Source organism: Micromonospora sp. NBC_00389, assembly GCF_036059255.1.
GTDB lineage: Bacteria > Actinomycetota > Actinomycetes > Mycobacteriales > Micromonosporaceae > Micromonospora.
On sequence record NZ_CP107947.1, the window covers coordinates 4,809,959 to 4,836,854 of the forward strand.

At 68.8% G+C, this 26,896-nt stretch carries 26 protein-coding genes; 12 read left to right on the top strand and 14 right to left on the bottom strand.

The window, feature by feature from the left end; all coding sequences use genetic code 11:
* Positions 1 to 1,196: 1,196 nt before the first annotated feature.
* The 3 genes from OG470_RS22880 to OG470_RS22890 all read right to left on the bottom strand — a co-directional run bounded on the left by OG470_RS22880 (position 1,197) and on the right by OG470_RS22890 (position 3,518).
* A complete protein-coding gene (locus tag OG470_RS22880) occupies positions 1,197 to 1,652 on the bottom strand; it encodes a MaoC family dehydratase (RefSeq protein WP_328415289.1) in 456 nt (151 codons plus the stop codon).
* Between the two features lie 34 nt (positions 1,653 to 1,686).
* Positions 1,687 to 2,622, bottom strand: coding sequence for a beta-ketoacyl-ACP synthase III (locus tag OG470_RS22885; RefSeq protein WP_328415290.1), 936 nt, complete (start codon positions 2,620 to 2,622; stop codon positions 1,687 to 1,689).
* Positions 2,623 to 3,041: 419 nt separating this feature from the next.
* On the bottom strand, positions 3,042 to 3,518 hold the full coding sequence (locus tag OG470_RS22890) for a MerR family transcriptional regulator (protein WP_328415292.1): 477 nt from the start codon (positions 3,516 to 3,518) through the stop codon (positions 3,042 to 3,044).
* Positions 3,519 to 3,634: 116 nt separating this feature from the next.
* On the opposite strand from OG470_RS22890, the gene OG470_RS22895 reads away from it, so the two are divergent.
* Entirely contained in the window at positions 3,635 to 4,684 is a 1,050-nt protein-coding gene (locus OG470_RS22895) for an aldo/keto reductase (RefSeq protein WP_328415294.1), read from the top strand.
* A 261-nt stretch (positions 4,685 to 4,945) separates the two neighbouring features.
* Here OG470_RS22895 and OG470_RS22900 read toward each other — a convergent pair whose 3' ends face one another.
* Positions 4,946 to 7,690, bottom strand: coding sequence for an ATP-binding protein (locus OG470_RS22900; protein ID WP_328415296.1), 2,745 nt, complete (start codon positions 7,688 to 7,690; stop codon positions 4,946 to 4,948).
* Positions 7,691 to 7,826: 136 nt separating this feature from the next.
* On the opposite strand from OG470_RS22900, the gene OG470_RS22905 reads away from it, so the two are divergent.
* Positions 7,827 to 8,423 (top strand): dihydrofolate reductase family protein, encoded by a 597-nt coding sequence (locus OG470_RS22905; protein ID WP_328415298.1) that lies wholly within the window; start codon positions 7,827 to 7,829, stop codon positions 8,421 to 8,423.
* Between the two features lie 82 nt (positions 8,424 to 8,505).
* A complete protein-coding gene (locus OG470_RS22910; RefSeq protein WP_328415300.1) occupies positions 8,506 to 8,850 on the top strand; it encodes a DUF1801 domain-containing protein in 345 nt (114 codons plus the stop codon).
* A gap of 275 nt (positions 8,851 to 9,125) precedes the next feature.
* Here OG470_RS22910 and OG470_RS22915 read toward each other — a convergent pair whose 3' ends face one another.
* Positions 9,126 to 9,788, bottom strand: a complete 663-nt coding sequence (locus OG470_RS22915) for a response regulator transcription factor (protein ID WP_328415302.1) — start codon at positions 9,786 to 9,788, stop codon at positions 9,126 to 9,128.
* Positions 9,776 to 10,936: a sensor histidine kinase gene (locus tag OG470_RS22920; protein WP_328415303.1), complete on the bottom strand. Its 1,161-nt coding sequence runs from the start codon at positions 10,934 to 10,936 to the stop codon at positions 9,776 to 9,778. Before OG470_RS22920 ends, OG470_RS22915 begins: the two co-directional genes overlap by 13 nt.
* Before the next feature lie 130 nt (positions 10,937 to 11,066).
* Here OG470_RS22920 and OG470_RS22925 point away from each other — a divergent pair, with 130 nt between their 5' ends.
* The 5 genes from OG470_RS22925 to OG470_RS22945 all read left to right on the top strand — a co-directional run bounded on the left by OG470_RS22925 (position 11,067) and on the right by OG470_RS22945 (position 13,479).
* Complete coding sequence (locus OG470_RS22925) at positions 11,067 to 11,468, top strand: DUF6069 family protein (protein ID WP_328415305.1); 402 nt, start codon at positions 11,067 to 11,069, stop codon at positions 11,466 to 11,468.
* Positions 11,465 to 11,938: a hypothetical protein gene (locus OG470_RS22930; RefSeq protein WP_328415306.1), complete on the top strand. Its 474-nt coding sequence runs from the start codon at positions 11,465 to 11,467 to the stop codon at positions 11,936 to 11,938. Before OG470_RS22925 ends, OG470_RS22930 begins: the two co-directional genes overlap by 4 nt.
* Before the next feature lie 315 nt (positions 11,939 to 12,253).
* Positions 12,254 to 12,814, top strand: coding sequence for a hypothetical protein (locus OG470_RS22935; RefSeq protein ID WP_328415308.1), 561 nt, complete (start codon positions 12,254 to 12,256; stop codon positions 12,812 to 12,814).
* 45 nt (positions 12,815 to 12,859) lie between these two features.
* The gene (locus tag OG470_RS22940; RefSeq protein WP_328415310.1) at positions 12,860 to 13,045 is read left to right on the top strand and encodes an OsmC family protein; all 186 of its coding nucleotides are present in this window, start codon (positions 12,860 to 12,862) and stop codon (positions 13,043 to 13,045) included.
* Positions 13,046 to 13,113: 68 nt separating this feature from the next.
* Positions 13,114 to 13,479 (top strand): DNA polymerase ligase N-terminal domain-containing protein, encoded by a 366-nt coding sequence (locus OG470_RS22945; protein ID WP_328426552.1) that lies wholly within the window; start codon positions 13,114 to 13,116, stop codon positions 13,477 to 13,479.
* Positions 13,480 to 13,742: 263 nt separating this feature from the next.
* On the opposite strand, the gene OG470_RS22950 is transcribed toward OG470_RS22945, so the two are convergent.
* From OG470_RS22950 to OG470_RS22970, 5 genes are all read right to left on the bottom strand, one after another.
* Positions 13,743 to 14,402: an MSMEG_1061 family FMN-dependent PPOX-type flavoprotein gene (locus OG470_RS22950; protein ID WP_328415312.1), complete on the bottom strand. Its 660-nt coding sequence runs from the start codon at positions 14,400 to 14,402 to the stop codon at positions 13,743 to 13,745.
* Between the two features lie 88 nt (positions 14,403 to 14,490).
* Positions 14,491 to 15,315 carry a DeoR/GlpR family DNA-binding transcription regulator gene (locus OG470_RS22955; protein WP_442930945.1) on the bottom strand — a complete coding sequence of 275 codons (825 nt, stop codon included), beginning with the start codon at positions 15,313 to 15,315 and terminating at the stop codon, positions 14,491 to 14,493.
* Positions 15,312 to 16,238, bottom strand: a complete 927-nt coding sequence (locus OG470_RS22960; RefSeq protein WP_328415314.1) for a carbohydrate ABC transporter permease — start codon at positions 16,236 to 16,238, stop codon at positions 15,312 to 15,314. The genes OG470_RS22955 and OG470_RS22960 overlap by 4 nt, the downstream gene beginning before the upstream one ends.
* Positions 16,239 to 16,241: 3 nt before the next feature.
* The gene (locus OG470_RS22965; RefSeq protein WP_328415316.1) at positions 16,242 to 17,168 is read right to left on the bottom strand and encodes a carbohydrate ABC transporter permease; all 927 of its coding nucleotides are present in this window, start codon (positions 17,166 to 17,168) and stop codon (positions 16,242 to 16,244) included.
* A gap of 19 nt (positions 17,169 to 17,187) precedes the next feature.
* On the bottom strand, positions 17,188 to 18,567 hold the full coding sequence (locus OG470_RS22970) for an extracellular solute-binding protein (protein WP_328415317.1): 1,380 nt from the start codon (positions 18,565 to 18,567) through the stop codon (positions 17,188 to 17,190).
* A gap of 162 nt (positions 18,568 to 18,729) precedes the next feature.
* On the opposite strand from OG470_RS22970, the gene OG470_RS22975 reads away from it, so the two are divergent.
* Together OG470_RS22975 and OG470_RS22980 are read left to right on the top strand one after the other, a co-directional pair.
* Positions 18,730 to 19,623: an SIS domain-containing protein gene (locus OG470_RS22975; protein WP_328415319.1), complete on the top strand. Its 894-nt coding sequence runs from the start codon at positions 18,730 to 18,732 to the stop codon at positions 19,621 to 19,623.
* A 229-nt stretch (positions 19,624 to 19,852) separates the two neighbouring features.
* Positions 19,853 to 21,352: a Gfo/Idh/MocA family protein gene (locus OG470_RS22980; RefSeq protein ID WP_328415321.1), complete on the top strand. Its 1,500-nt coding sequence runs from the start codon at positions 19,853 to 19,855 to the stop codon at positions 21,350 to 21,352.
* A gap of 195 nt (positions 21,353 to 21,547) precedes the next feature.
* Here OG470_RS22980 and OG470_RS22985 read toward each other — a convergent pair whose 3' ends face one another.
* Positions 21,548 to 22,390, bottom strand: a complete 843-nt coding sequence (locus tag OG470_RS22985) for a LysR family transcriptional regulator (RefSeq protein WP_328415323.1) — start codon at positions 22,388 to 22,390, stop codon at positions 21,548 to 21,550.
* A 72-nt stretch (positions 22,391 to 22,462) separates the two neighbouring features.
* Between OG470_RS22985 and OG470_RS22990 the strand changes: the two genes are divergently transcribed.
* Complete coding sequence (locus OG470_RS22990; RefSeq protein WP_328415325.1) at positions 22,463 to 23,665, top strand: MFS transporter; 1,203 nt, start codon at positions 22,463 to 22,465, stop codon at positions 23,663 to 23,665.
* 106 nt (positions 23,666 to 23,771) lie between these two features.
* Positions 23,772 to 24,023 (top strand): VOC family protein, encoded by a 252-nt coding sequence (locus tag OG470_RS22995; RefSeq protein ID WP_328415327.1) that lies wholly within the window; start codon positions 23,772 to 23,774, stop codon positions 24,021 to 24,023.
* Positions 24,024 to 24,342: 319 nt separating this feature from the next.
* Here the strand turns inward: OG470_RS22995 and OG470_RS23000 are convergent, their stop codons facing one another.
* The gene (locus OG470_RS23000) at positions 24,343 to 25,464 is read right to left on the bottom strand and encodes an IS110 family transposase (protein ID WP_328415329.1); all 1,122 of its coding nucleotides are present in this window, start codon (positions 25,462 to 25,464) and stop codon (positions 24,343 to 24,345) included.
* 302 nt (positions 25,465 to 25,766) lie between these two features.
* Complete coding sequence (locus OG470_RS23005) at positions 25,767 to 26,813, bottom strand: hypothetical protein (RefSeq protein ID WP_328415330.1); 1,047 nt, start codon at positions 26,811 to 26,813, stop codon at positions 25,767 to 25,769.
* Positions 26,814 to 26,896: the final 83 nt, after the last annotated feature.

The following is a 26,896-nucleotide window of genomic DNA, read 5'->3' on the forward strand; positions in this document are numbered from 1 at the left end:
CTCGGTGGCGATGGAGAGCTACGCGCAGCTCTACAAAGACAACCTGGGAAGCCGTCAAGCGCGGCGGGCCGTGCGCTCGGCAGTTGAAGGTCAGTTCGGCGGTTGGGATGGCCCTTCCGGTCAACTCTCGGTCGCGTATCGGCTGCCACACGCAGGCGCCACCCTCACGCGGGCTAGAGACCGTCGATCGGACGGGCTTGGCGTTGCGATACCGTCAAGGCGCCCGCGCCGGCGTCGAGTGGTCCGCGTCCGTCGGCTGTCGATGGTCCGCAGGGCGCCCCACGAATCCAGGGAGATACCGATGCCGGAGCCTGAGCCCGTCCAAGACGACCACGCGGCAGATGCCGACACCTCAACCACGGCCGAGACCGACCAGCCTGCCGCTCACGCAAACCGGGCTGCCCGACGCGCGAAGGGCAAGGTCGCCTCGCCTCAACCGCATGGAAAGGGTCAGCACCTCGGTGGCCGGGGCTCGGTCCAGAGCCCGCGCCAGTGGGGTAACCGCCGAAGCGGCTGATCCGATGGTGGAGCCCATTGTCAGCACGCGGCTCCCGGTGTCAACAGCGAGCGCCGCCACACCGACCGCGTACGTCAGGGCCACCATGCCGCCGGAGCCGGCGTAGACAGGAATTGTCGGAAGCGATTGACGTCCCTAACCGACAAGCGGAATCGACGGATGTGATAGGTGCGTACCACCCGCCGCATGTTGAAGGCGGGTGGTACGGGCAGCACCGGCAAACCTGCTCGCGCTGCCTTTCAACACCCACGCCCCCTCAGGAGGGAGCGTCATGGCTAGCTCACGGATGCCCGAGGCCACCGCGGTTGTACCGCACCAACATCCGCGACTGCCTCCCACACCCGCTGCGCCGGGATGTCGATGGTGACTTCGACACAGACCGTGGCCATGACTCGATACTTCCCATCGATGCACGGAGGCGATGGCGGCCGGCGCAGCCTACCGGCCCCGCTCACCCAATCGCCGGAAGGACCGAGGCGTGGATTCTGCCATCCGCTTCTGACATCCGCCGACTGCGCGTGGTAGCCAGCGGCGGGCGGTCACGCTCGGTAGCGGCTCACTTGGCGAGCCGACACCCTGAACTGCCGACATGCGGATACTGCCCGCCGGCTACCTCCGGCCGGATTCTTCTGCAGGATCTGATACGAGGCCGGATCGCTGGCGGAAGTTCCGGCAGCCCTCACTCATAGAACACCAACACCTGGTCCGCGATGCACGCAGGCTTGGTCTCGCCCTCGATCTCCACCTTCACTTGTACAACCACGCGGGCGCCGTTGGACAGGGGTCGGGCCTGCGTAAGCGTGGCCACACCGCGGACGTGCGAACCGACCAGCACTGGCGTGCGGAAACGGACCTTGTTCAGACCACCGTTGACCACCAGACGAACGCCGTCGACGTGGATCAGCTCGGACAGGAAGGCGGAGCATAGCGAGAGCGTGAGCGCGCCGTGCGCGACGGTCTTCCCGAAGGGGCTCTCCACAAGGGCGCGCCGCTCGTCGACGTGAATCCACTGATGGTCGCCGGTGACGTCCGCGAACGCATTGATCCTGCTCTGGTCGATGACCTGCCACTCGGTAGTGCCGAGCAGCTCGCCCTCGTGCTTGAGGAACGCGGCGATGCTCTCGTACGTGCTCATCCGCTCCCCGTTCCCCCGCGGTTCATAGTCATGGTCATGGGCAGCGGATGATCTGCCCGGCGTACGACAATCCTCCGCCAAAGCCCAGAAGCAGCACCGGTGCACCGGGCTGCAACTCGCCGCGTTGGAGCAGTTTCGACAGCGCGATCGGGATGCTCGCCGCCGAGGTGTTGCCCGATTCGGTGACGTCACGGGCAACGACGGCCTTCGTCGCCCCGATCCGCTGTGCGACCGGCTCGATGATGCGCAGATTGGCCTGGTGCAGGACGATGCCGCCGAGATCGTCCGGCGTTATGCCGGCGGCGGCGCAGATCCGGCGGGCGATGTCGGGCAGCGTAGTGGTGGCCCACCGGTAGACGGTCTGTCCAGCCTGGGTGAACTTGCGATCACGCTCGATCACCACGGCCTCGCCCATGTCTGGGTAGGAGCCCCACACCACCGGGCTGATCTCGGGCTGCTCGGCGGCGCTCAGCACCACCGCGCCGGCTCCGTCACCGACCAGCACGCACGTCGTCCGGTCGGTCCAGTCGGTGAAGTCACTCAGCCGCTCCACGCCGATCACCACCGCGTTCGTCGCCGAGCCGAGCCGAACGGCGCCGTCAGCCGTGGCCAACGCGTTGGTGAACCCGGAACAGGCGACGTTGACGTCGATCGTCGCAGGTGACGGCATGCCGAGCCGACGCGCGACCCGGGCGGCGACGTTGGGACTGCGGTCGACCGCCGTGCAGGTCGCCACCACCACCAAATCGACCGCCTCGACGGCCACGCCGGCATCACGCAGGGCCGCGGCCGCCGCCTCGGCCGCCATCAGGTCGAGCGGCTCGGCGGGCCCGGCGATCCGCCGTTCCCGGATGCCGACCCGACTGCGGATCCACTCGTCGCTCGTCTCCACCATCGTGGCGAGGTCATGGTTGGACAGCACTTTCGCAGGCTGGTAGTGACCTGCGCCGACGACCTTCGAACCGCGCACCAGTGCTTCCCTTCAGCCCACGCCAAGACCAGTAGGTAGACGTTGTCTACCATCTCGGCGTAGACGATGTCTACGCATTCGGCGGCCCGGTCGAAGTCGCTGCTCTATGGGGACAGGGTGAGCTGGGCGGGCGCCTCGGCGAGCAACTGTGTGAGTAGCGCACGTCGCTCGTGCAGAGGACGGTCTAGCAGAGGTCGACCCGGTGGACGCTGAGGAGGTCGAAGACGACGTAGTGCGCGGGGTGGCACCGAGCGATATACCCGGGAGCCGCACGCCAGCGGTGACTCGTCGCTGCAATTGGGCGAAGTTAGTCCGCTCGCGGGTCGGGCGAGGCATCAGGCACGTAGCTGGTGACGTAGTTGGGCGCGATCAGCAGGATGACGTCGGCGCTGGTGGCGTCAGCCCGCACGGCGCCGTGTTCACGAGCCCGACACCCGCGCGTAGCCGATGCGGATCTCGGTCGGGTGCGCCGGTGCCGAAGGGGTTGGAGCGTGGCATTGGTGGTCGGCGGCGATGCCTGGGTCGAGGAGGTCCTCATACACTCCGACCTTGAACCTGATCAGGTCCAGGCATTCGGCGAGTTTGCCGATCTGGGTGGTGACGTGGGCTTGGTGCTCACGCATGAGCGTGAGTCGTTCCTCCTCGTTTCCGGCTCCTTGCCGCACGAGGTCGGCGTATCGGCGTAGCGCGGGCAGGGGCATGCCGGAGGCGCGCAAGATGATGCAGACGGTGAGCCAGTCCACGTCATCCTGGCTGTAGACGCGGCGCCCGCCAGGTCCGCGCCGCACAGGGTTGATGAAGAGGCCCTCGTGCTCGTAGAAGCGCAGCGCGTGCACACTCAATCCGGTGCGTTCGGCGACCTGCCCGATGCTCAGACTCGTGGTGACCTCAGCCATGCCGGTCAGGGTAGCGGCTTGACCTAGAGCCGACTCTAGATCCTAGGGTTCCCCGTGCGATCGACGCTTTTGTCGCTCTGTGTAATCACGGCTGAACCAGTAAGGGAAGCATCACCATGCGCTATCGCACCCTCGGCGGAACCGGTATCGAAGTCAGTGCCTACTGCCTCGGGACCATGATGTTCCAGGATGGCTGCAACTCCGACCACGACGATTGTGTCCGTATTATTCACACGGCTCTGGACGAGGGGATCAACTTCGTCGATACCGCTGACATGTATGGACAGGGAGAGTCCGAGGAGATCGTGGGGAAGGCGCTGCGGGGGCGCCGTGATGACGTCGTACTCGCCACCAAGGTGCACTTCCAGATGGGCGAGGGCCGCAACCGAAGTGGCAACTCGCGCCGTTGGATCCTCAAGGCGGTTGAGGACAGCCTCAGGCGCCTGAACACCGACTGGATCGACCTCTACCAGGTCCACCGCCCCGACGACTCGACCGACATCGAGGAGACGCTCTCGGTGCTCAGCGACCTCGTACACCAGGGGAAGATCCGCGCTTTCGGCTGCTCGACGTTCCCGGCTGAGGAGATCGTCGAGGCGCATCACGTCTCCGAGCGTCGTGGCCTCGGACGCTTCCGCACCGAGCAGCCGCCGTATTCGATCCTGGCCCGCGGGATCGAGGCCTCGGTCCTGCCCGTCTGCCAGCGCTACGGAATGGGTGTGCTGGTCTGGAGCCCACTGGCCTTCGGGTTCCTCACCGGCAAGTACCGCAAGAACCAGCCCATCGACCTGTCAACCGGCCGTCCCACAATCCGGCCGGAACGATTCGATCCCACGATCGCAGAAAACGCCGCGAAGCTCGACGTCGTCGAGCAGCTCGTCGAACTCGCGGAAACCATCGGCTGCACCCTCCCGCAGCTCGCCATTGCGTTCACCGTGGCCCATCCGGCCATCACCTCGGCGATCATCGGACCGCGGACCATGCCCCAGCTGGAGGATCTCCTCAAGGGCGCCGCACTCACTCTGGACGATGCGACCCTCGACCGAATCGACGAGATCGTGCCGCCCGGAACCAACCTGTACAACCCCAACGCTCCTCTGCCCCCGCGTTCACTGACCGACACCGCACGGCGTCGCCGCCCACTCACCGACCGCGCCGCCGCCTGAGTGAGCTGACTGTGGTGGGTCAGGTGCTGAATTGAGGGAGACGGGCGTCCCCTCAGGGACCCCTTCCACGGCGACTGGAACCACACCGTGCACTGTGGATCTGTCACCGACACCGCCCCAGACAGCGCATCCGTCCCGAAACGGACCAACCAATTTCGCGGCGGGCTCTGAGCGCAGTGGCACGTTCAGCGCACCCGGCTATTCACTGTCCGACGTGGTAGGAGAACGCTGACGGTCGCAGCGGGACGGGCCCGGCGCTTATCAAACTCGTTGAGCCGGGACCTCGACGCCGAGAGCGTCGAGGTCCCGGCGGCCTTCGGCGGCACGGTCCGGCAGCAGCAGGAGCGTGGATGCCCGTTCGAACCGGGCGCCGATGTGCTCCCACCCCGCCACGGCGGCGGTGAGGGCTGCGGTGTCGCCGTGGAGGCGGCCTCGGGCCCGGGCGGTGCAGGCGGCGGCCCACGCGCTCTCGTGCCGCTCGGCGGCCGACAGCAGCTCCGGCGCGTCGGGAAGCCCGGCGATGACGGCCAGCTCGGCGCCCACCGCCCGCGAGTAGGGCGGAGACCAGCTGCGGATGCCGTTGAACGTCAGGCGGACAAGCGCGGCGGCGTCCTCGACCCGCCCGGCGTGTACGGCGAGCCGCGCGTCGACCATCGACACGAAGGTGGAGTGCGGGGGTAGCTCCCCGATGACCTCGATCGCGCGGGAACGCCACAGCGTGTACCCCTCGTCGTCGCCGCGCAGCCCGTGGACGAGGGCGACCGCGGCCATCGGCGGCGACATCGTGCCGGTGTGCGGACGGCCGGCCCGCCGCCAACCCTCCCACGCGGTGCCCGCCATCCGCAGCGCCTCATCGAAGCGTCCGCTGAGCACCAGCGGCGTGATCAGAAGGGCGGCCGAGTAATAGGAGCTGCCAGCGAGGTCGTCGTCCATGGTCCGCTGGCCGATCGACAGGGCAGCCGGCAGGTCACCGACGCCGAGGGCAGCCAGGTGGGCCATCCGGTACGTGTCGACGATCTCCGGGGCGGCGTTCGGGTCGTGCCGGGACATCGCGGGCAGCAGGGTCAACCGTTCGTCCATGATCCGGCGAACGTCTGCGCCCCGCCCCGCCACGATGTCGGCGGTGGCCACCGTGTCCAGAGCTGCGCTGATCAGCACCGGATCGCCGGTGGCCCGGGCGGCTGCCACGGCGGCCTCGGCGAGCACCGGGTCGGCCTCATACCTGTCTGCGGTCGCGGCCCAGGCCGCCGCCTCGGCGAGGCGGGCCGCCACCACGGCGTCGCTCGACCCGTCGGCTGCCGACGCCGCCTCGTCGAGGAGATCACGCAGGCGCTCGTACGGAACCTCGGCGGCGAACCCTGCCGGGTGCCGCCGCGCGGTGGTGACCGCCTGCGCCAGCGCGATGGCCGTGGCCCCACGATCCCCGGCCACCCGGGCCTGCTGCGCGGCGGCGAGCAGCAGGTCGAAGGGCCGCTGACCGTCGTCGCCGATCGCATGGGAAACGGCGGAGGCCGCGTACAGGTCCGCCGCGGCCTCGCCCGGAGCGGGGGCCCGTTCGGCGGCGGTCCGGTAGTGGCCGAGCGATTCCATCAGGAACCGCCGCGTGTAGGCGAGGTGTGCCAGTGCCTGCGCCAGCCGGTGCGGCAGCTCACCCGGGCCTTCGGGGGCGACGGCGAGGGCGGCTCTCAGATCGTCGGCGACACCGTCGAACTCTTCGTACCAGTCGTCGCCATCCAGCCTCGTCTCCAGCTCGGTGGCGACGTCCGCCGCCCAGCGCAGGTGCCGGTCCTGGATCTCCGGCCGCTCGCCCGAGACGTCCAGCTGTTCGATGGCGAACGCGCGCACGGTCTGTAGCAGTCGCCACCGGACCGCTCCGCCTCGGCGGTGCACGCTGACCAGGCTCTTGTCCGCCAGCCTGCCAAGCACGTCGGCAATCGCACCGTGGGTGCTCCCGGCAGAGCTCACCCCGGCGACGGCGGCGAGGTCGAACGCCCCGGCGAAGACGGCGAGCCGCCGGAACAGTGCCTGTTCCTCGTCATCGAGCAGGTCGTGGCTCCAGCCGATGACTGCGCGCAGCGAGCGGTGCCGTTCGTCCACACCCCTACCGCCGGCCACCAGCCGTAGCTGGTCATCGAGCGCGGCCAACAACCCGTTCTCGCCCAGGCCGGCACTGCGCGCCGCGGCCAACTCGATCGCCAGCGGCATACCGTCCAGCCGCGCGCACAGCTTGGCCACCACCACGGGGTCCGCCCCGAACCCGGGGTCGGCGGCGGTAGCGCGGTCGATGAAGAGTCGCTCGGCGTCGGACTCCAGCGGCAGCGGGCCCAGCGGTACGGCACGCTCACCCCGTACACCGAGGCGTTCCCTGCTGGTGGCGAGGATGTGGGTAGCCGGGCAGGCGGCCAGCACCCGCTCCACGAACGGTGCCACCACGTCGATCACATGCTCGCAGTTGTCCAGCACCAGCAGCGATCGACTCTCTCCGAGCCGCTCCACCACAGCGTCCTCCAGCGACTGCTGGGGGCGCTCGCTGACGCCGAGCACCGTGGCCACCGCCTGTGCGATGTACCCGCCACGGGCGGGGACGAGGTCGACGAACGCGCCACCGGAGGGAAAGGAGGACCCCGCCGCCCCGGCGATCTGGCCCGCCAGTCGGGTCTTCCCCATCCCGCCTGGTCCCACCACGGTCACGAGTCGGGCGCCGCGCAGCGTCTCCATCAGGTGCTCGCGCTCCGCGCTCCTGCCGATGAAAGTGGTGAGCGCCGATGGCAGGCCGGCCAGCCGCCCAGGTACCGGCGCCCCCGCCTGCACCTGTACGGCGAGCTCGCCGAGCGCCCGCCGGTCGGCGACGCCGTACTTGCGCAGCAGCGAGGAGACGTGATTCTCCACGGTCCGCACGGAGATGTGCAGCCTGCCGGCGATGTCGGCGTTGGACAGGCGCGCGCCGAGCATGACGAGCACCTCGATCTCTCGCTTCGACGCTCCGGCGGGATGCGTGACGTCCATCGCACCATCCTGCCCGACGCTGGCTCCGTAGTGCGTAGTCCAATGAGTGGTGGAATGCGTGGTCGCCGCCGATGCCCGTCCCGCCCCCCGTGCAGCAGGCTCTACCTGAGGTCACCGAAACTACGTGGGAGACATCATGGGACGCGTCGTTCTGTCCATCTTCACCACCGCCGATGGGGTCGTCGACGACCCGCAGCGGTTCACCTTCCAGTTCGTCAGCGAGGACTCCATGCGGACCGGGCTGGCGCAACTGCAGGCCGCCGACGCGCTGCTGCTCGGCCGGGTCACCTATGAGGGGTTCGCCGCGTCCTGGCCGAACATGACCGACGAGGCGGGCTTCGCCGACAAGATGAACAGCATGCCCAAGTACGTCGTCTCGACGACACTGGACCGGGGCGAGTGGAACAACACCACCGTCATCAGCGAGAACGTCGCCGAGACGATCACCAAGCTGAAGGCCGAGGTGAGCGGCGACATCCTGATCTACGGCAGCGTCGCACTGGTCAGGTGGCTGCTGCGTAACGAACTCGTCGACGAACTGCGCCTGGTCACCTACCCCGTCGTGATGGGCGGTGGCGTGCGTCTCTTCGAGGAGTCGGGCGAGCCGGTGGTCCTCCGGCTGGTCGGCGCGCAGGCGTTCAACTCGGGCGTTTTCGTGCTGACCTACGCTCCCACCGGGGACAAGCTCGTCGGGTGGGAGCAGGAGCCCGGGGCCCCAGGCGGTGAAGGGTAAGAGCGAGGCGGCACTCGACCCTCGGCTACGACACGTTCTGTAGGCCCGTGCTTTCCAGCGAACAGTGATGAAGGAGAAGACCGTGGACGACGATGTCACCCAGTACATCAACAAGACGCAGCCGTGGCAGATCGACGTATGTGAAAAACTACGTGCGATGATCGACCAAACCATTCCAGGTGTCGAGGAACGGCTTCAGTACGGCAAGCCGCACTACATGAAGAACGGCCACTACGCGGCCGTCATCGCGGTAGCCAAGTCCAAGGTCTCGTTCATGGTCTTCAACGCAACGGACATCCCTGAGGTCAAGGGGTTCCTCCGGGCAATGGGCAACGGTGAACGCAAAACTGTCGACATCAAAGAAGGGCAAGACGTCGACTACGGCGCACTCGCCAGCATCCTGGGAAAGACCACGGCTGCCTTGTAGTTGCCAGCGGGGCTGCCGTGGCAGAGTCTGATCGATCTGACCCGCTGCGCGCATTTCGGTGGACGCCGCCGAAGCGCAGCGGGTCAGCGCGACGGACGGACGGCCGGCCGATCGTGTACTGGCGCCCCGGCTGTCGCTACTGCCTCCCGGCAAGGGTCGACGGGTGGCGCCGCCGTACCCGGAGCTTGACCATGACGGCTACGGGCCGCGAACCAGGCGCGGGTCCTGCTCACCATCGCGCCCGACCGCGTCGGCGCAATGGGCTGACCTCCTGATCAAGCCAGTCGGCCGTCGTGGGCGAGCAGGGCGATCTGGGTGCGGTTGTCGAGGTCCAGCTTGGTCAGGATGTGCGAGACGTGGGCCTTCACGGTGGTCACGCTCATCAGCAGCTCGGTGGCGATCTCGGCGTTGGAGCGTCCCTGCGCGATGGCCAGGACGACGTCGCGTTCCCGGGGCGTGAGCAGGGCCAGCCGGGTACGCGCCTGCTCGTAGGACTCGGCGCCGGACGCGACCCGCTGCATGAGGCGGCGCGTGACGCCCGGCGACAGCATCGGGTTGCCGGCGGCGACGGCGCGGACGGCCTGGCTGATCCGCTCCGGCGGGGTGTCCTTGAGCAGGAACCCGCTGGCGCCGGCCCGCAGGGCCCGCACCACGTGCTCGTCGGTGTCGAACGTGGTGAGCACGATGATCTCCGGTGGCCGGGGGCGGCGGCGCAGGCGCTCGGTGGCGGTGATGCCGTTGACGCCGGGCATCCGGATGTCCATCAGCACCACGTCGGGCATGTGCCGGTCCACCGCGGTGATCGCCGCACCGCCGTCGGCGGCCTCGCCCACGACGACGATCCCGTCGGCGCCGTCGAGCATCATCGTGAGCATTCCCCGCACGAGGGGATCGTCGTCGACGATGACGACCCGAACCGGGCCCGTCACGTCGGCCATGGCAGCCACGCGGTGAGGTGGAACCGACCCGAGGCGTCGATGTGGTGGGCGACGCGGCCGCCGGTGAGGGCGGCCCGCTCGGCGAGACCGATCAGGCCCGCGCCGTCGTGCCCGGCGGCACCGCCGTCGGGTGTGGTCGGGTTGCTCACCGCGATGCTCAGGCCGGAGCCGGGCGCCCCGACGACGGCGAGTCGGACCGGCTGCCCGGCGGCGTGCTTGCGGGCGTTGGTCAGCGCCTCCTGCGCGATCCGGTAGGCGGTGCGGCCGACCGTCGGGGGGACCTCGGCCGGCGGGCCGAGCGGGTCGTCGACCTCGATGTGCTGCCCGGCGGCCCGAGCCTCATCGACCAGGCGCGGCAGGTCTGCGAGGGTCTGCCCGGGCGGTGCGTCCGCTGGCGCCTCGGCGTCGTCGGTGCGCAGCAGCGTGATGACCTCGCGCAGTTCGTCGAGGGCGTGGTGTGCGCTGGCGCGGATCACCCCGGCGGCGGCGCTGAGCCGCTCGGGTGGCGCGTCCGGCCGGTACTCCATCGCGCCGGCGGCCGCTGCCAGCAGCGACAGCCGATGGGCCAGCACGTCGTGCATCTCCCGCGCAATCCGGGTGCGCTCGGCCGCCCGGGCCTCGACGACCCGCCGTTCCTGCTCCTGCTCCGCCCGCCAGGCCCGGTCCCGCAGTGCCGCCAGCAGGGCGTACCGGGCCTGCGCCCAGGTGCCCCAGCCCAGCAGGGCCGCGTACGCGGCCGTCATCAGCACCAGCCGCCACCCGTACGGCAGGCTGGGCATCGGCCGCCACACCGCCTGCACCGCCTCGCCTACCACGCCGACCGCCGCCACCACCGCGGCCTGCCGGAACGGCCGGTTGCGGGCGGTGAACAGCACCGCGAAGCTCGCCACCGGAGTGGCCACCGGCGACAGCGCCACCAGCAGGCCCGCCAGCACGCCAGCGACCTCCGGGCGGCGGACGACCACCGGGACGAGGGCCAGGGCGGCCACCGCCAGCGCGACATCGGCGCGGACCAGGGCGGTCGACTCGGAGCGGGTGGCGGACCACAGCACGGTCGCGATGAGCACGCCCATCGTCACGGTCGCCACGCCCACCGGGACCGAACGCCACGTCCGCGGCGGACCCACGTCACACGTCGCCGCATCCACCAGCGCAGGCTACTGGGCTCGCGGAGCGCCGGACCACCTCCTTTGGTAGTACGCGGCGCCGCTGACGGATGTACGCGCCGCGGCGTCCGGACCGACGTGCCCGACCCGGGCCGGTCCACAGACTCAGGGCATGACGAACAACCTTCTCCTGCGCCGAGCCGCAGTGGCGGCCGGCGCGACCCTGGTGGCGACGGCGGAGTTCGCGATCCTGCACTCGGCGGCCGGCGTCGACCTGGCGGCCGGCACCGGAAACGCGACCCGGCAGATCACGGTGGCCGCGGTCGTGGTGGCCGCCGCGGTCGCCGCACTGGCTGCCTGGGCGCTGCTCGCGATGCTGGAACGCCTCACCAACCGGGCGCGCGCCTGGTGGACCTCGGTCGCGGTCGCGGTCCTGCTGCTGTCACTGCTGGTCGGGCCGCCGAGCGGCGTCGGCGGGGGAGCGAAGACGGCGCTCGCGCTGCTGCACCTGAGCGTCGGCGTCGTCCTCATCCTCGGCCTGCCCCGGCCGCGCCCGGAAGGGCTGAACCGATGACCGCGCTGACCATACGCAAGCAGGACGGCGCCTTCGTCCTCGACTCCGATGCCGGGCCGCGCGCCTCGCTGCGGACCGGCTGGACGTGGCGGTGCGGCGAGATCCGCACCGGCGCGGGCCTCTGGACGGTCGAGCCGACCGACCGCCGACGCATCGGGGTCACCGCCCAGGCCGAGCGCGGCGCCGCGGTACGGCTCGACCCGCACCAGTCGCACGTGCCGGGACCCGGCGGGGTGACGCGCTGGGTGCCCGGCCGCTGCGGTGGCGAGCTGGTCCGCGACGGGCACTGGCTCGCGGTGCGCCTCCCCGGCCGGCCCGGCGGGCCGATCCGCGTCGACGTAACCGGTGAGTGGGCCGAGGTGGAGCTGGTGGCGCTCACCGCCTGCTTCGCACTGATGAGTCGACGGCGGCAGCGCACCCTGATCATGATGGCGGTCGTCAGCACCGCCAGTCGCGGCCCCATGGGTTGACGCGAGCGTGTCCGGCAGAAGGCGATGACGAGGACGAGTGATCGATGGAACCGGCAGGCCCGGGATGGGTTGTGCGATGGGCGTGAAGGAAACGGGTGCCTTCCCAACCGACAAGCGCTGAGGAGTGACACGGATCTGCTCGCCGTCGGTGGCACCGCTCGCTCACCCGTGCCCGCGCCGGTACTCGTCGACACGGGTGCTCCGGCCAGCTTGGCTCGCAGGGTCGAGTTCCGCGACGCTCCGCGCCCAGCTGAGCATCGTGATCGGTTCGACGGCCTGCTGGCGGTCCTTGACCGGGGTCGACACGATACAGGCGTGAGCCGTCCGCCCACACTCCCGCCGTACCCCGGTGCCCGCCCCGCGCCGTCGGGGCGGGGGAGCGCGGGGTGGTGGGTCCTCGGCGCCGCCCTGGTCGTCGTGATCGCGGTCGGAGGCGTCGTCGTGTTTTGCGCCGGCCTCTGGACGTACGCGAACCACGACCGGCCCGAGCTGATCGACAATCCACCGGTCAGCGAGGTGGCCGAGAGCGCGTGCGCCACGATGCGCGCCACCGTGGCGGCGAAGGCTGTACCTCCCGACTCACCCGCCGACGCGCGGGCGCGCTCGATCCGGGAGCAGAACGACGCAGTGACCGCCATGGTGGCGCGGGTGCGTGACCTGGACCGCGACCTGTTGGCGGGCGATCATCCGGTCAACGCGTGGCTGGGCGACTGGGAGACCCTCGTCGAGGCCCGCGAGCGGTATGCCGCCGATCTCGCCGCCGGCCGCCGGCCGCGCTTCGTGGTGCCGACCGCGGATGGCGAGCCGCTCACCGATCGGATGAACTCGGTGGGGCTGACGTGCGAGGTCCCGCCGCAGCTCATCGACCTCCTGTAGCCGGGTCAGCCCTGCCGACGTGGTCAGTGCGTCCTCGTCCGTGCGATGTCACCGGGAACCAGCTTCACGCCGGTGGAGCTGCTTCTGGCTGCCATCGGCGGCTGCACGGCGATAGACGTGGACCACATCACCAGGCGTCGTGCCGAGCCGACGCAACTCTCCGTCGTAGTCAGCGGCGACAAGATCCGGGACGAGGCCGGAGGAAGACTGAGGTCTGCGGGTGCCGGGTGAGTCTGCGGTTGAACAGGTTGAGCAGTAGCGCATCCATCGGCAGGCGGTGGGACCGGTGTGTGCGGACAATGGTGAGAGTGGCACCTGCATTCGTCCTGCACCACCACCGCAAACCACGACCGCACTTTGACCTGCGGCTCGAGGAGGACGGTGTGCTGCGCTCCTGGGCGGTGCCTCGCGGCCTGCCGGACAGTCCCGACGACAACCGGCTCGCGATCGCCGTGCCCGACCACCACCTCGATCACCTCATCTATGAGGACGCCGACAAGTCGATCGCCGACATCGGCACCTGGGAGGAGCACGACCGCACCGAGCGTCGAATGCTGTTCACGTTGAACGGCCGCGCCGGCCGTCGGCGATACGCGCTCATCCGGACCGGTGAGGGTTGGCTGCTCCACCTGACGAAAGAGCAGCCTCCGGACGAGCGCGGTTAGAAGGCTCCCGAGGTCCGCCCGTACTCCTAAAGCGCCTTCGACCAGCGCTGGTAATCGGGCCAGGCCTGCGGGGTGGTGCCGCCGGCTGTGAGGCGCCGACACTCCCGCCGCCGGCGGCGGCACTCGGGGGCCTGTCCGGGGTGCACGCGCCGCATCCCCGCCACGGCCTCATCGCGACCAGCGCCACCCGCCCCCGCTGCGTCCGACCGTCGTCAAGGTCCGATTGACAAGGGCGGTGCTCGGCGCAATCGCTGTGCGGCTCGTTACTCGTACCGGTACTTCAGCGAGTCCGCCTCCGCCTGCTCGATGTCAGCGATCGTCAGCTCCGGCATCCGCAGCTGGGCCAGCGTCACCTCGGCCGAGGTCGGCTGCGCGTCCGCTGGCAGCCACTTCTCCGGCTCCCAGACCCCGGTGCGCAGGAGCGACTTGGGGCAGTGCGGGTAGACCTCGTCGATTCCCACCACCAGCGCACTGGCCGGCGGCTTGCCCACGGCGGTCAGCTGCGACAGCAGATCGGGGCGAGTGGAGACGCAGGCCCGGCCGTTCAGTCTGAGCGTCGTGGTGCGCCCCGGGATGATGAACAGCAGCCCGGCCCGTCCGGTCGCGATGACGTTCTGCAGGGTGTCTAGACGCTTGTTGCCAGTCGCGTCCGGTATCGCCACGGTCCGTGCGTCCAGGACGGCGACGAACCCGGCGGGGCCGCCGCGCGGGGAGACGTCACAGTTGCCCTCGGCGTCCACGCTGGCGACCAGGACCAGCGACGAGCAGCCGATCAACCGCCGGGTCTGCTCGGTGAGTTCGGTCATCTGCTTGCGCACGGCCGCGTCGCTGGGGAGTTCGTAGGCCCGGCGCAGCGCCTCCTGGTCGGGCACGGCGTCGAGGCGCAGCGAGTCGAAGGCGCTGGCGGCAAGGGCTGGCGTCATGCCGCCGACCCTAATCGGCATACCTGGCCAACGATAGCCACATTGACTGGCGCATCGACCTCGCCAACTCCGGCCCGCCGGGCCGGCCTCAGGCCAGCAGCACGTTGACCCCGGCGGCGCGTAGGTCGGCGACGACCTTCGCGTCCGCGCCGTCGTCGGTCACCAGGACGTCCACTGCGTTGACGTCGCAGATCCGGGCAAAGGAGTGCCGGCCCAGCTTTTCCGAGCCGGCCACGACGACGACCCGACGGGACCGCCGGACCATCGTCGCGTCGATGCCGGCCTCGCCCTCGTCGTGACAGGACGTGCCGCCGTCGGGGGAGAACGCGTCGACCCCGAGGATCAGCACATCGAGCCATAGCTCGTTCAGGACCATCGTCGCCAGCGGCCCGGTCAGCTCGTACGACTGAGGCAGTGCCACACCGCCGAGGATGACGGTACGGACGTGGCGTCGCAGCACCATCTCGGTGGCGATGTTGAGTGCGTTCGTCACTACCGTCACGGCCGGCCGCTGAACGGCCTGGGCGAGGTCGACCCGCGCGGCGAGGCGTCGGGCCGTCGCGGATGTGGTGGTGCCACCGTTGAACGCGACCACGTCGCCCAGTTCGACGAGCTCGCAGGCGATCGCGGCGATGCGCTCCTTGGCGCCGTTGTCGCCCCGGCCCCGGTAGCGGACCGGCAGGTCGTACGAGACGGACGTGGCCACGACACCGCCGTGCGTCCGAGCCGCCAATTGTTGCTCCGCCAGGGTGGTGAAGTCCCGGCGGACCGTCGCCTCGGAGACCTGCAGGGCGCTGGCCGCCTCGGCGACGGACAGCCTGCCGCGCGCGCCCAGGATGTCGAGCAGCGCCTGCAGGCGCTGGGCGCGGTCGCGGCCGTCCGCCCGGTCGGTGGCGGCCTCGGCCGTGCTCACTTGATGGCCCCCGCCGTGAGACCTGCCACCAGGCGCTTTTCAACCAACGCGAAGAGAATGATCACGGGCACGATGCCGACGATAGAGACTCCAAAGACGTATTGCCACGCCGAATCGTACTGACCGACGAATTTTGTGATGGCGACGGTCAGCGGCTGGTTCTCCGCCGTGGTCAAGATGACGAGGCTGGCGGCGAACTCGTTCCAGCACGCGACGAACGTGAAGATGATCGCGGTGACGATGCCCGGCCAGACCACCGGCAGGGTTACCCGCCGCAGCGTCTGCAGTTTGCTGGCACCGTCGATCATTGCCGCCTCGTCTATCTCCTTGGGAACCCCGGCGAAGAAGCTGTGCATGATCCACACCGCGAAGCTGAGGTTGAACGCGCCGTTGACGAGGATCATAGCGAGCCAGGTGTCGTCGATGCCGATCGCGAGGAACTGCCGGAACAGTCCCGCCGCGAGTACGGTCGGCTGGAGCATCTGGGTCACCAGCACCAGGAGCAGGAACGCCAGTCGTCCGGGAAAGCGGTGCTTGGCCGTGTAATAGGCGGCGGGCATGGCCACCACCAGGACCAGCAGTGTCCCGCAGGCAGAGATGATGACGGTGGAGACGAGGTTGTAGGCGAGCGGTGTCTCCGGCGTGGACCACATCGACGCGTAGTTCGATGGCACCCATTCGGTCGGCAGGTATGTGGCCGGAATGCGCAGGATCTCCGAGTGCCGCTTGAACGAGCCGATCAACATCACCAGGTAGGGTGCCAGGAAGAACAACGCCACCACCGCGCCGGCCAATGTCATCAACCATCGGCGGCGGCCGTGGCGCTGCCCGCCACGGCTCCGGGTGCGACCGTTGTCTCCGCTGACGCGCACCGATTTCTTGGCGCGCTCATCGCCCTGAGATCTCGTTGCCGTCGTCGCCAAGGCTCACACGTCCCTCATCGGCCGGACAACCCGGAGGTAGATACCGATGACCGCGAGGACGATGACGAAGTTCACGACACTCAGTGCGCTCGCCGTCTCGACCTGGCGGTCCTGCTGGATGTATTTGAAGATCAACGTAGTGGTGGTGTCTGCGTCGTACCCGGGAATGCTGCCGGTCAGCGTGCGGAGGATGGGCAGCGAGTTGAAGACGTTGATGATGTTGATCAGCACGGCGACGGCGATCGCTGGCCGCAGGACCGGGAAGATCACGCTCCAGTAGGTCCGCACCGAGCCGGCGCCGTCCACTGAGGCGGCTTCCACCACCTCGCGCGGCACCATCTGCAGCCCGGCGAGGATCGTGTACGTGGTGAACGGCAGCGAGACGAACACCGCCACTCCCATGGCCACCAGGAAGGCCGGCACCGGCTGTCGGGTGAAGCCGAACCCGGTATCCAAAATCCCGAGGTCGACCAGGAACTGGTTCATGACGCCGTAAAAGGGATCGAGTCCGTAGTAAAAGACGGTAGACGTCATCACGACACTGGCCGCCCACGGGACGATGACCGCGAGTCGAACCAGTCGGCGTCCAGGGAAGGCCTTGTCAAGGAATTGCGCGAGCGCCATCGAGACGAGCAGCGTCACCACGACGACGCCGACCACCCATATCGCGGTGTTGAGCAGCACCCTGCCCAACGCGGGGGAGTCGAACAGCGTCACATAATTGTCGAACCCGGCCGAGCCGCGGTCGACCCCGACTGGCGAGACGTCCCGGGTCGAGGTCCAGACCAGATAGCCGGCCGGGAACAGGACGATAGTGACAATCAGCGTCAGCGTCGGCAACAGCCATGGAAGTGCCGCCACCAGGTCCCGGCGTGCCTGACGACGCGCAGAGACCGCGGGTGCCGGCACTTCCACCAGTTGGTTGGTCATCATTTGTTAACCGCGCAGGCTAGCCGTTGGCCTTGGCCTGAATTTCATCCAGCACCGCCCTGGGATCCTTGCCCTGCCCAATCTGTCCCATCAGGCTCTGCATCGCGCCCTGGGTCGCCGCCCAATGCGGGTTCGTGCTGGGGTAGAACCTGGCGTTCGGCAGGACCTCGAGGAAGCTCGCGATCTCCGTCTTGCCCGCCTGCGCCGCTGCACCGGACTTGGTGGTGGGCAGGAATCCCTCGGTGTCGACGAACTTCGTGTAGACCGGTGCGCTGAACACGTAGTCCAGGAAGGTCTTGAGCGCTTCCTGCTTGTCACCCTCGTTCTTGAACGCCATCAGGTGGTCGGCGACCCCGAGGGTCATCGGCTGACCGTCCTTGGTGGGAATCGGCGTGCTCGCGTACTTGAGGCTCGGGTTCTTCTCCGCGATCTGCCTGACGGTTGGCGGGAGCGCCACCACCATGCCAATCTTGCCCTGGATGAACACGTCCAGCATGGGGGTCCGGTCGGACGCCCCGGGGTCGGGCTGGGTGGCCTTTTCGTCGATCATCCGTTTCATGAACGTGACGGCTTCGAGGTTCGCGGGGGTGTTGACCGCGATGGTCGACCCGTTGGTCCACGATCCGCCGTTGCCGAAGGTCCAGATTGAAGTCTCCGCCTGGGCCTCCTCGCTGCCCAGCGGCATGCCGTAGCCGTAGACGCCGTCGCCGAGACTGGCCACCTTCTTCGCCGCGTCGAGCAACTGGTCCCACGTCTTCGGCGGTGCCGCGACGGCGGCCCGCTCGAACAGTTCGGTGTTGTAGAGCATGGTGCGGGCCGAGGCGATCAGTGGCAGGCCGTACATGGTGCCGTCGATCGAGGCGTTGTCCGCAAAGGACTGCTGGAAGTCCGCCCTGGTGTTGGCCGAGACCACTTCGTCGGCGGAGTACAACAGATCGTCCGCCGCGAAACCGGAGAAGGCGTCGATGTTGAGGATGTCCGGTGCGGCGTTCGACTGGACCTTGGTACGGACAACATCGTTGATGTTGTCCCAGGACTGGATCTCGAGCTCCACGTTGATGTCCGGGTGAGCCGCCTCAAACTCGGCGATGATGCCCTCCCAGAGCGCCTTGGTGCCGTCGCTGTAGCTGGGCACAAGGAACGACAGCGTGCTGCCGCCCTCACTCTGCCCGTCGTCGCCGCCGAACCCGCAACCTGTCAGCGCCAGGCCGGCAACCGCTACGGCTGCCCACGAACGCACGAATCTCTTCATATCCGCCTCCACCGGCGCAAGGACATCGCCAAAGTCGTGATCGGAATCCTGGCTGGCTGTGATCGTTCGTGACTGGTTCTGGTCGGAATCTTCCACGATCAAGCCGCCGCTGGGGGAATTCTGCGTTGCCGCCCCGAGCAACGTCAAGGCCTGCCGCTGTAACTGCTGCTCCGGTCGTGGACGGTCCCTCTCGGATCTCGATGCGTGTTCCTGACTGATTCCGTGACTTTCTTGACAGACTTGATCAGATCGCTCCATTCTGGAGGCCCTCCAAACCCGCTCGCATGAACCACGAGGACGAGGCACCCGATGAGTGAAGGAACCTTCCTGGCGGCCGAGATCAAGACCCAGCCGTGTGACTGGCTCCGTGTCTTGGACGTGCTGCCGTCCGTGGCGATGGACCTTCCGCAGCCCGGCGAGCGAGTCGCGGTGCTCGGATGTGGAACATCGCTATTCGTCGCCCAGGCCTACGCGGCCCTGCGCGAGAGCGCCGGCGAGGGCATCACCGACGCGTGGCCGGCCAGTGAACACCAACTCGGCCGTGGCTACGACCGGGTGCTCTGCATTACCCGCTCGGGCACCACGACCGAGGTGCTCGACGTCCTCAAGCAGCGCCGGGACAGCGCGCCGACCACCGTCATCACCGCCGACGCGACATCACCGGCGGTGAGCATGGCCCGTCCGGTCGTGCTCAGCGACGTCGACGAGCGTTCGGTCGTACAGACTCGCTTCGCGACGACCACGCTCGCGCTGTTGCGGGCGGCCCTCGGTCACGACCTACGTCCGGTCGCCGAACAGGCACGGCAGGTTCTCGATCGTGGCGTCGACGCGACGAGCCCGGCCGCGACGGCTGACCAGATCACCTTCCTCGGACGCGGCTGGACGGTCGGGCTCGCGCACGAGGCGGCCTTGAAGCTACGCGAGACGACTCAACTGTGGACCGAGTCCTACCCCGCCATGGAGTACCGGCACGGTCCGCTCAGCATCACCGGGCCCGGCCGAGTCGTCTGGGCGCTCGGAGAGGTTCCCGTCGGCCTGGCGGACCAGGTCCGGGCCGCTGGCGGACACTTCGAGTGGTCCGAGGTGGATCCGCTCGCCGATCTGGTCCGCGTCCATCAGTTGTGCCTGCTGCGGGCCGGGGCAGCAGGGCTCGACGCGGACCAGCCGCGCAATCTGTCCCGGTCGGTCATCCTCGACGGCTGACCGCTGGGCACCCGGGCCAGGGTGCCGGAGGTAGCCGGGCCAGGTGGTCCGGTGCTGACTGACCCCTCGCGTCGGCCAGCATGGTTAAGCAATTGTGCCAGGATCGTGCGTCAAACGATCACCTTCAAGCAGAAGATCTCTGATCGGCCATTGCGCTCGCAAGTGGAGTGATCGATACTGCTTGAAATTTCGCGTGACACGTCACATTCCCGCAGAGGAGCTGATCCACGTGAGTCCCAACGAAGCCATCCCGAGCGAGTCCACCGAGGCAGCCAGATCCCACCCCTCGCGGCGCAACGTCCTGAAGGGCGTGGGCGCGCTGGGCGCCGCGGCCGGACTGGGCGGTGCCCTACTGCCGGGCGCGGCGGCCAGTGCGGCGCCCGCGGCCGAACCTGCCCGGATCAAGGGCAAAGAGAAGTCCATGGCCAACGTGCCCTTTGAGGGCTTCGACGAGGTGCGCGTCGGCATCATCGGGCTTGGCAACCGCGGCGGAGACCAGGCCATGCGGTGGGCCGCCGTCTCCACGATCACCGCGGTCTGCGACATCCGGCCCGACCACGTCGCGGAGACCATCAGCCGAGTCATGGCCCAGGGCTTCCAGGACAAGGAGCCGGTCGGCTACTCCAACGGCGAGGAGGACTTCGAGCGGCTCGTCCGCCGCGACGATATCGACCTGATCTATATCGCCACGCCGTGGGAGTGGCACCACCCGATGGCCAAGGCGGCCATGGAGCACGGCAAGCACGTTGCCATCGAGCTGCCGATCGCGCCGCACCTGGACGACATCTGGGACCTGGTCCGCACCTCCGAGCGCACCGGCAAGCACTGCATGCTGCTGGAGAACGTGAACTACTTCCGCCCCGAGATGCAGATGTTCAACATGGCCAAGGCGGGGCTTTTCGGCGAGTTGCAGCACGCCTCCGGTGGATACGTCCACGACCTGCGCTGGCCGTACACCTTCGGGGGTGCCTACTACCCGGAGCACTGGCGGCGGCGCTGGCAAACCCGGATGAACGCCGCCCACTACCCGATGCACGGGCTCGGGCCGGTCTCGGCCTGCCTGGACATCAACCGCGGCGACCGCTTCGACGAACTCGTCGCGGTCGCCTCGCGGCCCAAGGCGCTGGCCCTGTTCCGCGAGGAGGACCCGCGGGTCGGCGCGGACCACCCGGCCTGGGACGACGATCCCTACATCTCCGGGGACCGCAAGCAGGTCTTCATCAAGACCGTCAACGACCGGTTCATCCGGGTCGAGCACGACGTGAACTCGCCCCACCCGTACAGCCGGGAGACCACGCTCACCGGGACCCGGGGTTCCCTGGAACTGGACAACGCCCGGATCTACCTGGAGTCGCTCGGTCACACGAACCACGCGTGGCGGACCGGCAGTGCCTTCAGCACGATCATGAACCAGCACGACCACTGGATCTGGCCGGCCCTGCAGAACCTGGCCAGCCAGTACGGTGGGCACGGCGGCGGCGACTTCATCTCCATCTTCCGGATGGTCCAGTTGATGCGCCTGGGCATGACCCCGGACATCGACGTCTACGACTCGGCGGCGTGGTGCTCGGTAATCCCGCTCAGCCACGAGTCGCTGAAGGGCAAGGGTTTCAAGTCGGTCAAGGTGCCCGACTTCACCCGCGGCCACTGGACGGAGGCACGCCCCACGTTCGACCGGCCGCGGCCGGAGGACCCGTGGCTGGACGGCAACGGCCGGCCGCGCCGGTAGGCATAGGCGCGGGCTGAGCTAACGCACCCGGGGTCGGGCACGAACGGTATTGTCCGTGCCCGACCCCGGTGCTTCGAGAGCCACCCAGCGAGGTCTGCCTGGCCGGGCCACGGTCGCAGGTCAATGAAACAAGTAGCCGATGTGCGTGCGTTCGAAGGTGGGCACGACATGCTCGGGGTCTCGACGGGCTCGTGCTCAGACCATGCGACGTAGCGCGGTCTCCACGGCATCGATCAGCGGATTACCTTCGGTCCGTGGGTGCCGTGCGAGACCGAGCTCGACGTCCGGCAGGGTGGGCAGGGCGTCCGCGTCGTGGCAGGCCATGACCGGTTCGAGGTTCGCGGGCATGAGCGCCGCGACGCCGAGCCCGGCCCGTACCGCGGCGAGCACACCGATCAGGCTGTTGCTTTCGAACGCCACCCGCCAGCGCCGATCGGCACGTTCCAGCGTTTCCAGCACTGACGTACGCCAGGAGCACGGGTTCGAGAACAGCACCACCGGCAGCGGATCGGCAGCCACGTCCACACCCTGGCCGATCGCCCAGACCAGCGGGCGGCGTACCGTCCAGCGCGGCGGCCCGGGAACGTCCGGCACCGCGTCGAGCACGAGTTGGACGCGGCCCGCGTCGTAGGCCTCCCGCATCGCGGCGCTGGAAATGCTGAGCACCTCCAGCGTCGCGCCGGGGTGCAGCCGGGCGAGGTCGGCGAGGGCCTGCGAAAGCTGGGACTCGGCGAGGTCTTCGAGCAACCCGACGACGCAGTGGCCGGTAAGCGCGCGTCCGGTTTCGGTGAGTGCCTGGGCGGAGAGCGAGAGAATGCGTTCGGCGTACGGCAGGAGCTCCTCACCCGCCCGGGTCGGCGAGACGCCAGACGGCGACCGGTAAAGCAGCGGACGGCCGACAACGCTCTCGAGCTTGCGCAACTGCTGGCTGAGCGCGGGCTGTGTATGCCCGAGCGCGGTCGCGGCGCGGCTGATGCTGCCCGCCCGCACGGCGGTGACGAACGACCGCAGCAACGCGGTCTCAAGATCTCTGGCCATAAGCATTCATTATGCCAGCTCCAACAAATTGCCCACTTCTTATGCCGTGAGGGATGATTTAACGTCACGCTGGTGACCGGATACCGACAGGTGCTAGCCGTGCCAGGGATGGCATCGCTGCTGGGCGTTTCGCTGCTCGCCCGGGCCGCGATCACGGCTGACGTGATGGCGCTGACGATGTATGTCGTGCTGGGCCTGGAGCTGAGCTACGCCGCAGCGGGCGGGGTCGCCGCGGCCCTGACCGCCGGAGTGGCGCTGGGCGGGCCGCTGTTCGGCCGCATGATCGACTCGCGGGGCCCGCGCACCGTGCTGCTGGTAACCGTCGTAGTGCAGGTCGCGTTCTGGCTGAGCGTACCGATCCTGCCGTATGGGTTCCTGCTGGTCGCCAGCTTCGTGGCGGGTCTGCTGATGGTGCCGGCCCAGGCGGTGAGCAGGCAGGCGATCGCCGCGATGACGACAACGGAGCAGCGCCGGGCCGCGTTTGCGCTGGAATCAGTGCAGGGCGAGCTGTCGTACATCGTGGGCCCGGCGGTGGTGATCCTGTGTGCGGCGACGATGTCCCCCGATGTGGTGGCGTGGGGGGTCGGTGCCGCGATCGTGGCCGGCGGAGCCGGAATCGCCTTGCTCAACCCCCCGGTGCGTGCCGATGCCGAGGCGGATGCCAGCGCGGCCGGACGGCCCCCGCGCAGGCAGTGGCTGGGCGCCGGAATGATCGCCGCGCTGACGATGGCGTTCGGCACCACGACGCTGCTCAGCGGCGTCGACCTCGCCATCGTCGCCACGCTGCAAGAAGCAGGTCAGGTGTCCTGGGCTGCCGTGGTCGTAGTGGTGTTCGGCACGTCGTCCGTCGTCGGCGGACTGATCTACGGCGCGCTGACCCGGCCGCTGCCCACGTGGCTGCTGCTCGGCTTGCTCGGGCTTGTGACGATTCCCGCCGGGCTCGCCCACGACTGGCCCTGGTTGTGCGTGGCCGTCGTCGGCAGCGGGCTACTCACCGCGCCGACCCTTGCCACGGTTGCCGACGCGGTGAGCCGGCTGGCGCCGGCCGGCGTGCGGGGTGAGGCGACAGGTCTGCAATCGTCAGCGCAGAGTGCTGGCTTCGCGCTCGGATCCCCGCTCGTCGGCGTGGCGATCGACCTCTCCGTGCCGGCGGCCGGCTTCGCGGCGGCCGGGCTGGCCGGCCTCGCCGCCGCACTGACCGGACACCTACTGTCCCGCCGCTCGCCCGCTCGAACGGCGGTGCCCTACCACCCTGTTCCAGTTGATCTCGGATAGTGAGCGTGGCGAGGCGGCGGGGGTGCCGCGATCCTGCCGGGAGACGAAGTACGACTCGCGGCGCCGACCGGGGGCGACTGGTCACCACGGCGGCAGCGGCGCGCCGGTGACCGCAATCGACCACTCCGCCAAGGGCGTCGGCCCATATCCGCAGTTCATCTGCACACCCGACGTGAAGACCGTGTGGAACCGCGTCCATCTCGACGTCCGCCCATGCCCGGGTGACGACCTGAAGGCCGAGGCGGCCAGACTGCGGACTCTCGGCGCCACCGCCATCGACCTAGGTCAAAACGATGTCCCGTGGACCGTCCTCGCCGACCCGGAAGGCAACGAGTTCTGCCTCCTTGCCCCAGGCTGACCCAAACCCTCTTCATCCGCTCGCTACGGCCACCAGCCCGAATTCTGCGACGCACCCTAGCCGGCATTGCCTACGAGTACTCGGCACGTCCGGATCTGGCTCCCCTCTGTGTCATCCATGAAGGAGCGGGGCCGGTCAAGGCTGGGGTTTGACCGGCTGACGTTGATTTTTCCGGTTCCGGCATTGGGTTTCGGGCAGGCGTGTGTGCGGTGCCGGGGTCAACGGCTGGGCCGTAGGCCCACCCCGCAGGGGCTTGGCCTTGGCACCGGCGCCGTGCGCGCCATGCTCGTGATGCCGGAAGGCGTTGTGGGTGGTCGCGTCACCAGTTCCGACCGATGTCGGAAGTGTCGATCTCGGGGTTCAGGTCGGCCGCGCTGGATTGCAGAGTCGCCCCCGTGTGTCCTCCCGGACCCGTCCTGACCAGCTTCGCGTCGGCCGTCATCTGCCGGTAGACGATGTCGGACAGGCGCCGCTTCAGCGCCCGTAGGGCTTCCATCGGGGTCTTGCCCGCGGCCAGTCTGCGTCGGTAGTAGCGGCGACCTTCGGTGTTACGTCGTAGCTGGACGATGGCCATGATGTGCAGCGCCCGGTTGATGCGCCGGTTCCCGGCTCTGGAGAGCCGGTGCCGGTTCTGGTCGCCGGACGAGGCGTCGATCGGTGCGGTTCCGTTCCACGAGGCGAAGTGGGCACGACTGGGAAACCGGTGGATGTCTGCGATGTCGCCGAGCAGGCGGGCCGCGCCGGACGGCCCGATGCCGGTCAGGTCCATCAGCCGGCTTCCGGTGTTGTTGACCAGGTCGGTGAGCTCCTGTTTCGCGGTTTTGATCTTCCTGTCGATGACGCTGAGTTCGCCGATCAGCTCGGAGGCCAACCGGCGGCGGGTCTTGCCGACCACGTCGCGCGGGCGCACAGTGCCCAGCAGGGCGCGGGCCTGTTGGGCGGACAGGTCCTTTTTCGCACCGCCGGGCACCAGTTCGAGTAGCAGGTGGTGCAACCGGGAGACCACGTCGGTGCGGGCGCGGCCGAGCTGGTCACGGCGGTCGACCAGCAGCCGTAACGCGACTGTGGTGTCGTCGGTGACGACCTGCCGCAGACCTTCGGTGCGCAGGGCGACCACAGCGACGCTGCGGGCGTCGACCGGGTCGGTCTTGCGGCCCTGACCGGTGGCGAACACCCGGGCCCGGGCGGACAGCTTCGCGGGAACGTCCACGACGGTCTCGCCGTCAGCGACCAGGCGTTGAGCGACGTGCCGGCCGATGCCGTTGCAGCCCTCGACCGCCCAAAGGCGGTCCTTGTGCTTGCGGCCGGCGGCGAGCATGGCCTGGTAGCCGTCGCGGTCGGTGCCGAACCGGCCCTGCCCGAGCGCCTTCTCCCGGGCGTTGATGATTTCGATGGTGGCGGAACGCTTGTGCGGGTCCACGCCGATGATGACCTGGGCCATCGTGTCCTCCCTCGATCCGACGGTGTTCGTCGACGGGAGGGCAGCGCTACCTTGAGCCGGGCAGTCCCCTCTTGAGCCTCTCTCCGCCGCGGTGACCGGCGGGGCGCACGCCAGATGAGAGCCACACCAACCTGCGGTGGGCAGCCGCGATGAGAGCGACCCCACCGGTCACCTCGACCAAGCCTGGCCGGGCTGCGGTCGTACCACCGGCTAACAGGTAGCCGCGATCCGCGCGTCACGCTATGTGACGGCGGACGGCGCACCGCAGGCGCCCGGAACTGCCGATGAGCGCGCGTTCCCTATCAGGCGTCCGCGAGGGGCCCGGGGAGGCGGTGGAAGCCGAACTCTGCATGGTTGCTGGTCAGCAGCGGGGACCATCCCGAGGCCAGGAACTCGGCTATCGGTCCGACGGCCATCTGACTGTGGTCGACGATGGTGGTGCCTTGGTACGTGGCGACAAGGATTAGCGCGCTTCGGTCGGGGAGAGCGAAGAACCCTTCGACGCGGTCGTTGGGCGACATGGCCGCGACCAGGTTCAGGTGGGTGCCGGCGGGATCCGTCTGGAAGAGCCCGTCGACCCGGCGTGAGCCGCCCTTTTCGGTCAACGTCGCGGAGAACCACACGTCGTCGCCTAACACCTGAAGATCATGGTAGAACTCCCACAGTTGATCGGCTGGTAGCTCGGCAAGCGCTTGCAACTGGGCCGTAGCCCCGGCCACGCCTTTGCGCACGTGGTTGCGCAACCCCTGCCCGAACCGCCGGGTGTCACCGGAGGCAATATCCAGCAGGCGGGGGCGGGCACCGTGGATGTAGACCAGGGTCTGCGAGTCGAGCCACGCGTACCGGTACGCCCGCGTGCGGAACTGGGTCGACCGCCCCGGTTCCACGCTCTCAAGGCACAGCCGCTGGTCATCGCCTATCCACCGCACCCACGCCACCGTGTCCCCGGCAGGGCTGACCGACAGCGACGGCGGCCCCCAGCTGAACCGCCCGACCTTCACCTCGCGCACCACCGCGCCCTGCCCGTGGAGCAGGGTCAGGCCGGCGCCGCGATGCACCACGTATCCGCCCGCGGGCAGGCACACCGGATCGTGCGCGTAGCCACGGTAGATCTGCTGCCAGACGCCGTCGCGCGGGTCGCACCGGAACAGGCGTAGATCACCTCGGTCATTGGCCCATACGTCGGGGACACGTTGCCCGGCTGTAGCAGCGGTCATGATCAGCTCCTGCCGGTGGCCGCACCACCGGAGCGCGGACACGAACGAGAACGGTTGCAAAGGCACCCGGAACACCTCTGCCTCCGGCCCCGACGTGATCAGCAGATCGTCTGCTTGCAGGCGACGAAACACCGCAACAGCATGACCACCGTGGGAGGGCGCGACAAGCTCTACTGCCCTCGTCTTACTTCGTGCCGGTAACAGGGCTCACGGAC

Coding starts and splice junctions, on each gene's coding strand:
- OG470_RS22880 (WP_328415289.1), bottom strand. CDS start 1,652: ATGAGCACGTACGAGAGCATCGCCGCGTTCCTCAAGCACGAGGGCGAG.
- OG470_RS22890 (WP_328415292.1), bottom strand. CDS start 3,518: ATGGCTGAGGTCACCACGAGTCTGAGCATCGGGCAGGTCGCCGAACGC.
- OG470_RS22895 (WP_328415294.1), top strand. CDS start 3,635: ATGCGCTATCGCACCCTCGGCGGAACCGGTATCGAAGTCAGTGCCTAC.
- OG470_RS22900 (WP_328415296.1), bottom strand. CDS start 7,690: ATGGACGTCACGCATCCCGCCGGAGCGTCGAAGCGAGAGATCGAGGTG.
- OG470_RS22905 (WP_328415298.1), top strand. CDS start 7,827: ATGGGACGCGTCGTTCTGTCCATCTTCACCACCGCCGATGGGGTCGTC.
- OG470_RS22915 (WP_328415302.1), bottom strand. CDS start 9,788: ATGGCCGACGTGACGGGCCCGGTTCGGGTCGTCATCGTCGACGACGAT.
- OG470_RS22925 (WP_328415305.1), top strand. CDS start 11,067: ATGACGAACAACCTTCTCCTGCGCCGAGCCGCAGTGGCGGCCGGCGCG.
- OG470_RS22930 (WP_328415306.1), top strand. CDS start 11,465: ATGACCGCGCTGACCATACGCAAGCAGGACGGCGCCTTCGTCCTCGAC.
- OG470_RS22940 (WP_328415310.1), top strand. CDS start 12,860: ATGTCACCGGGAACCAGCTTCACGCCGGTGGAGCTGCTTCTGGCTGCC.
- OG470_RS22945 (WP_328426552.1), top strand. CDS start 13,114: ATGGTGAGAGTGGCACCTGCATTCGTCCTGCACCACCACCGCAAACCA.
- OG470_RS22950 (WP_328415312.1), bottom strand. CDS start 14,402: ATGACGCCAGCCCTTGCCGCCAGCGCCTTCGACTCGCTGCGCCTCGAC.
- OG470_RS22965 (WP_328415316.1), bottom strand. CDS start 17,168: ATGACCAACCAACTGGTGGAAGTGCCGGCACCCGCGGTCTCTGCGCGT.
- OG470_RS22975 (WP_328415319.1), top strand. CDS start 18,730: ATGAGTGAAGGAACCTTCCTGGCGGCCGAGATCAAGACCCAGCCGTGT.
- OG470_RS22985 (WP_328415323.1), bottom strand. CDS start 22,390: ATGGCCAGAGATCTTGAGACCGCGTTGCTGCGGTCGTTCGTCACCGCC.
- OG470_RS23000 (WP_328415329.1), bottom strand. CDS start 25,464: ATGGCCCAGGTCATCATCGGCGTGGACCCGCACAAGCGTTCCGCCACC.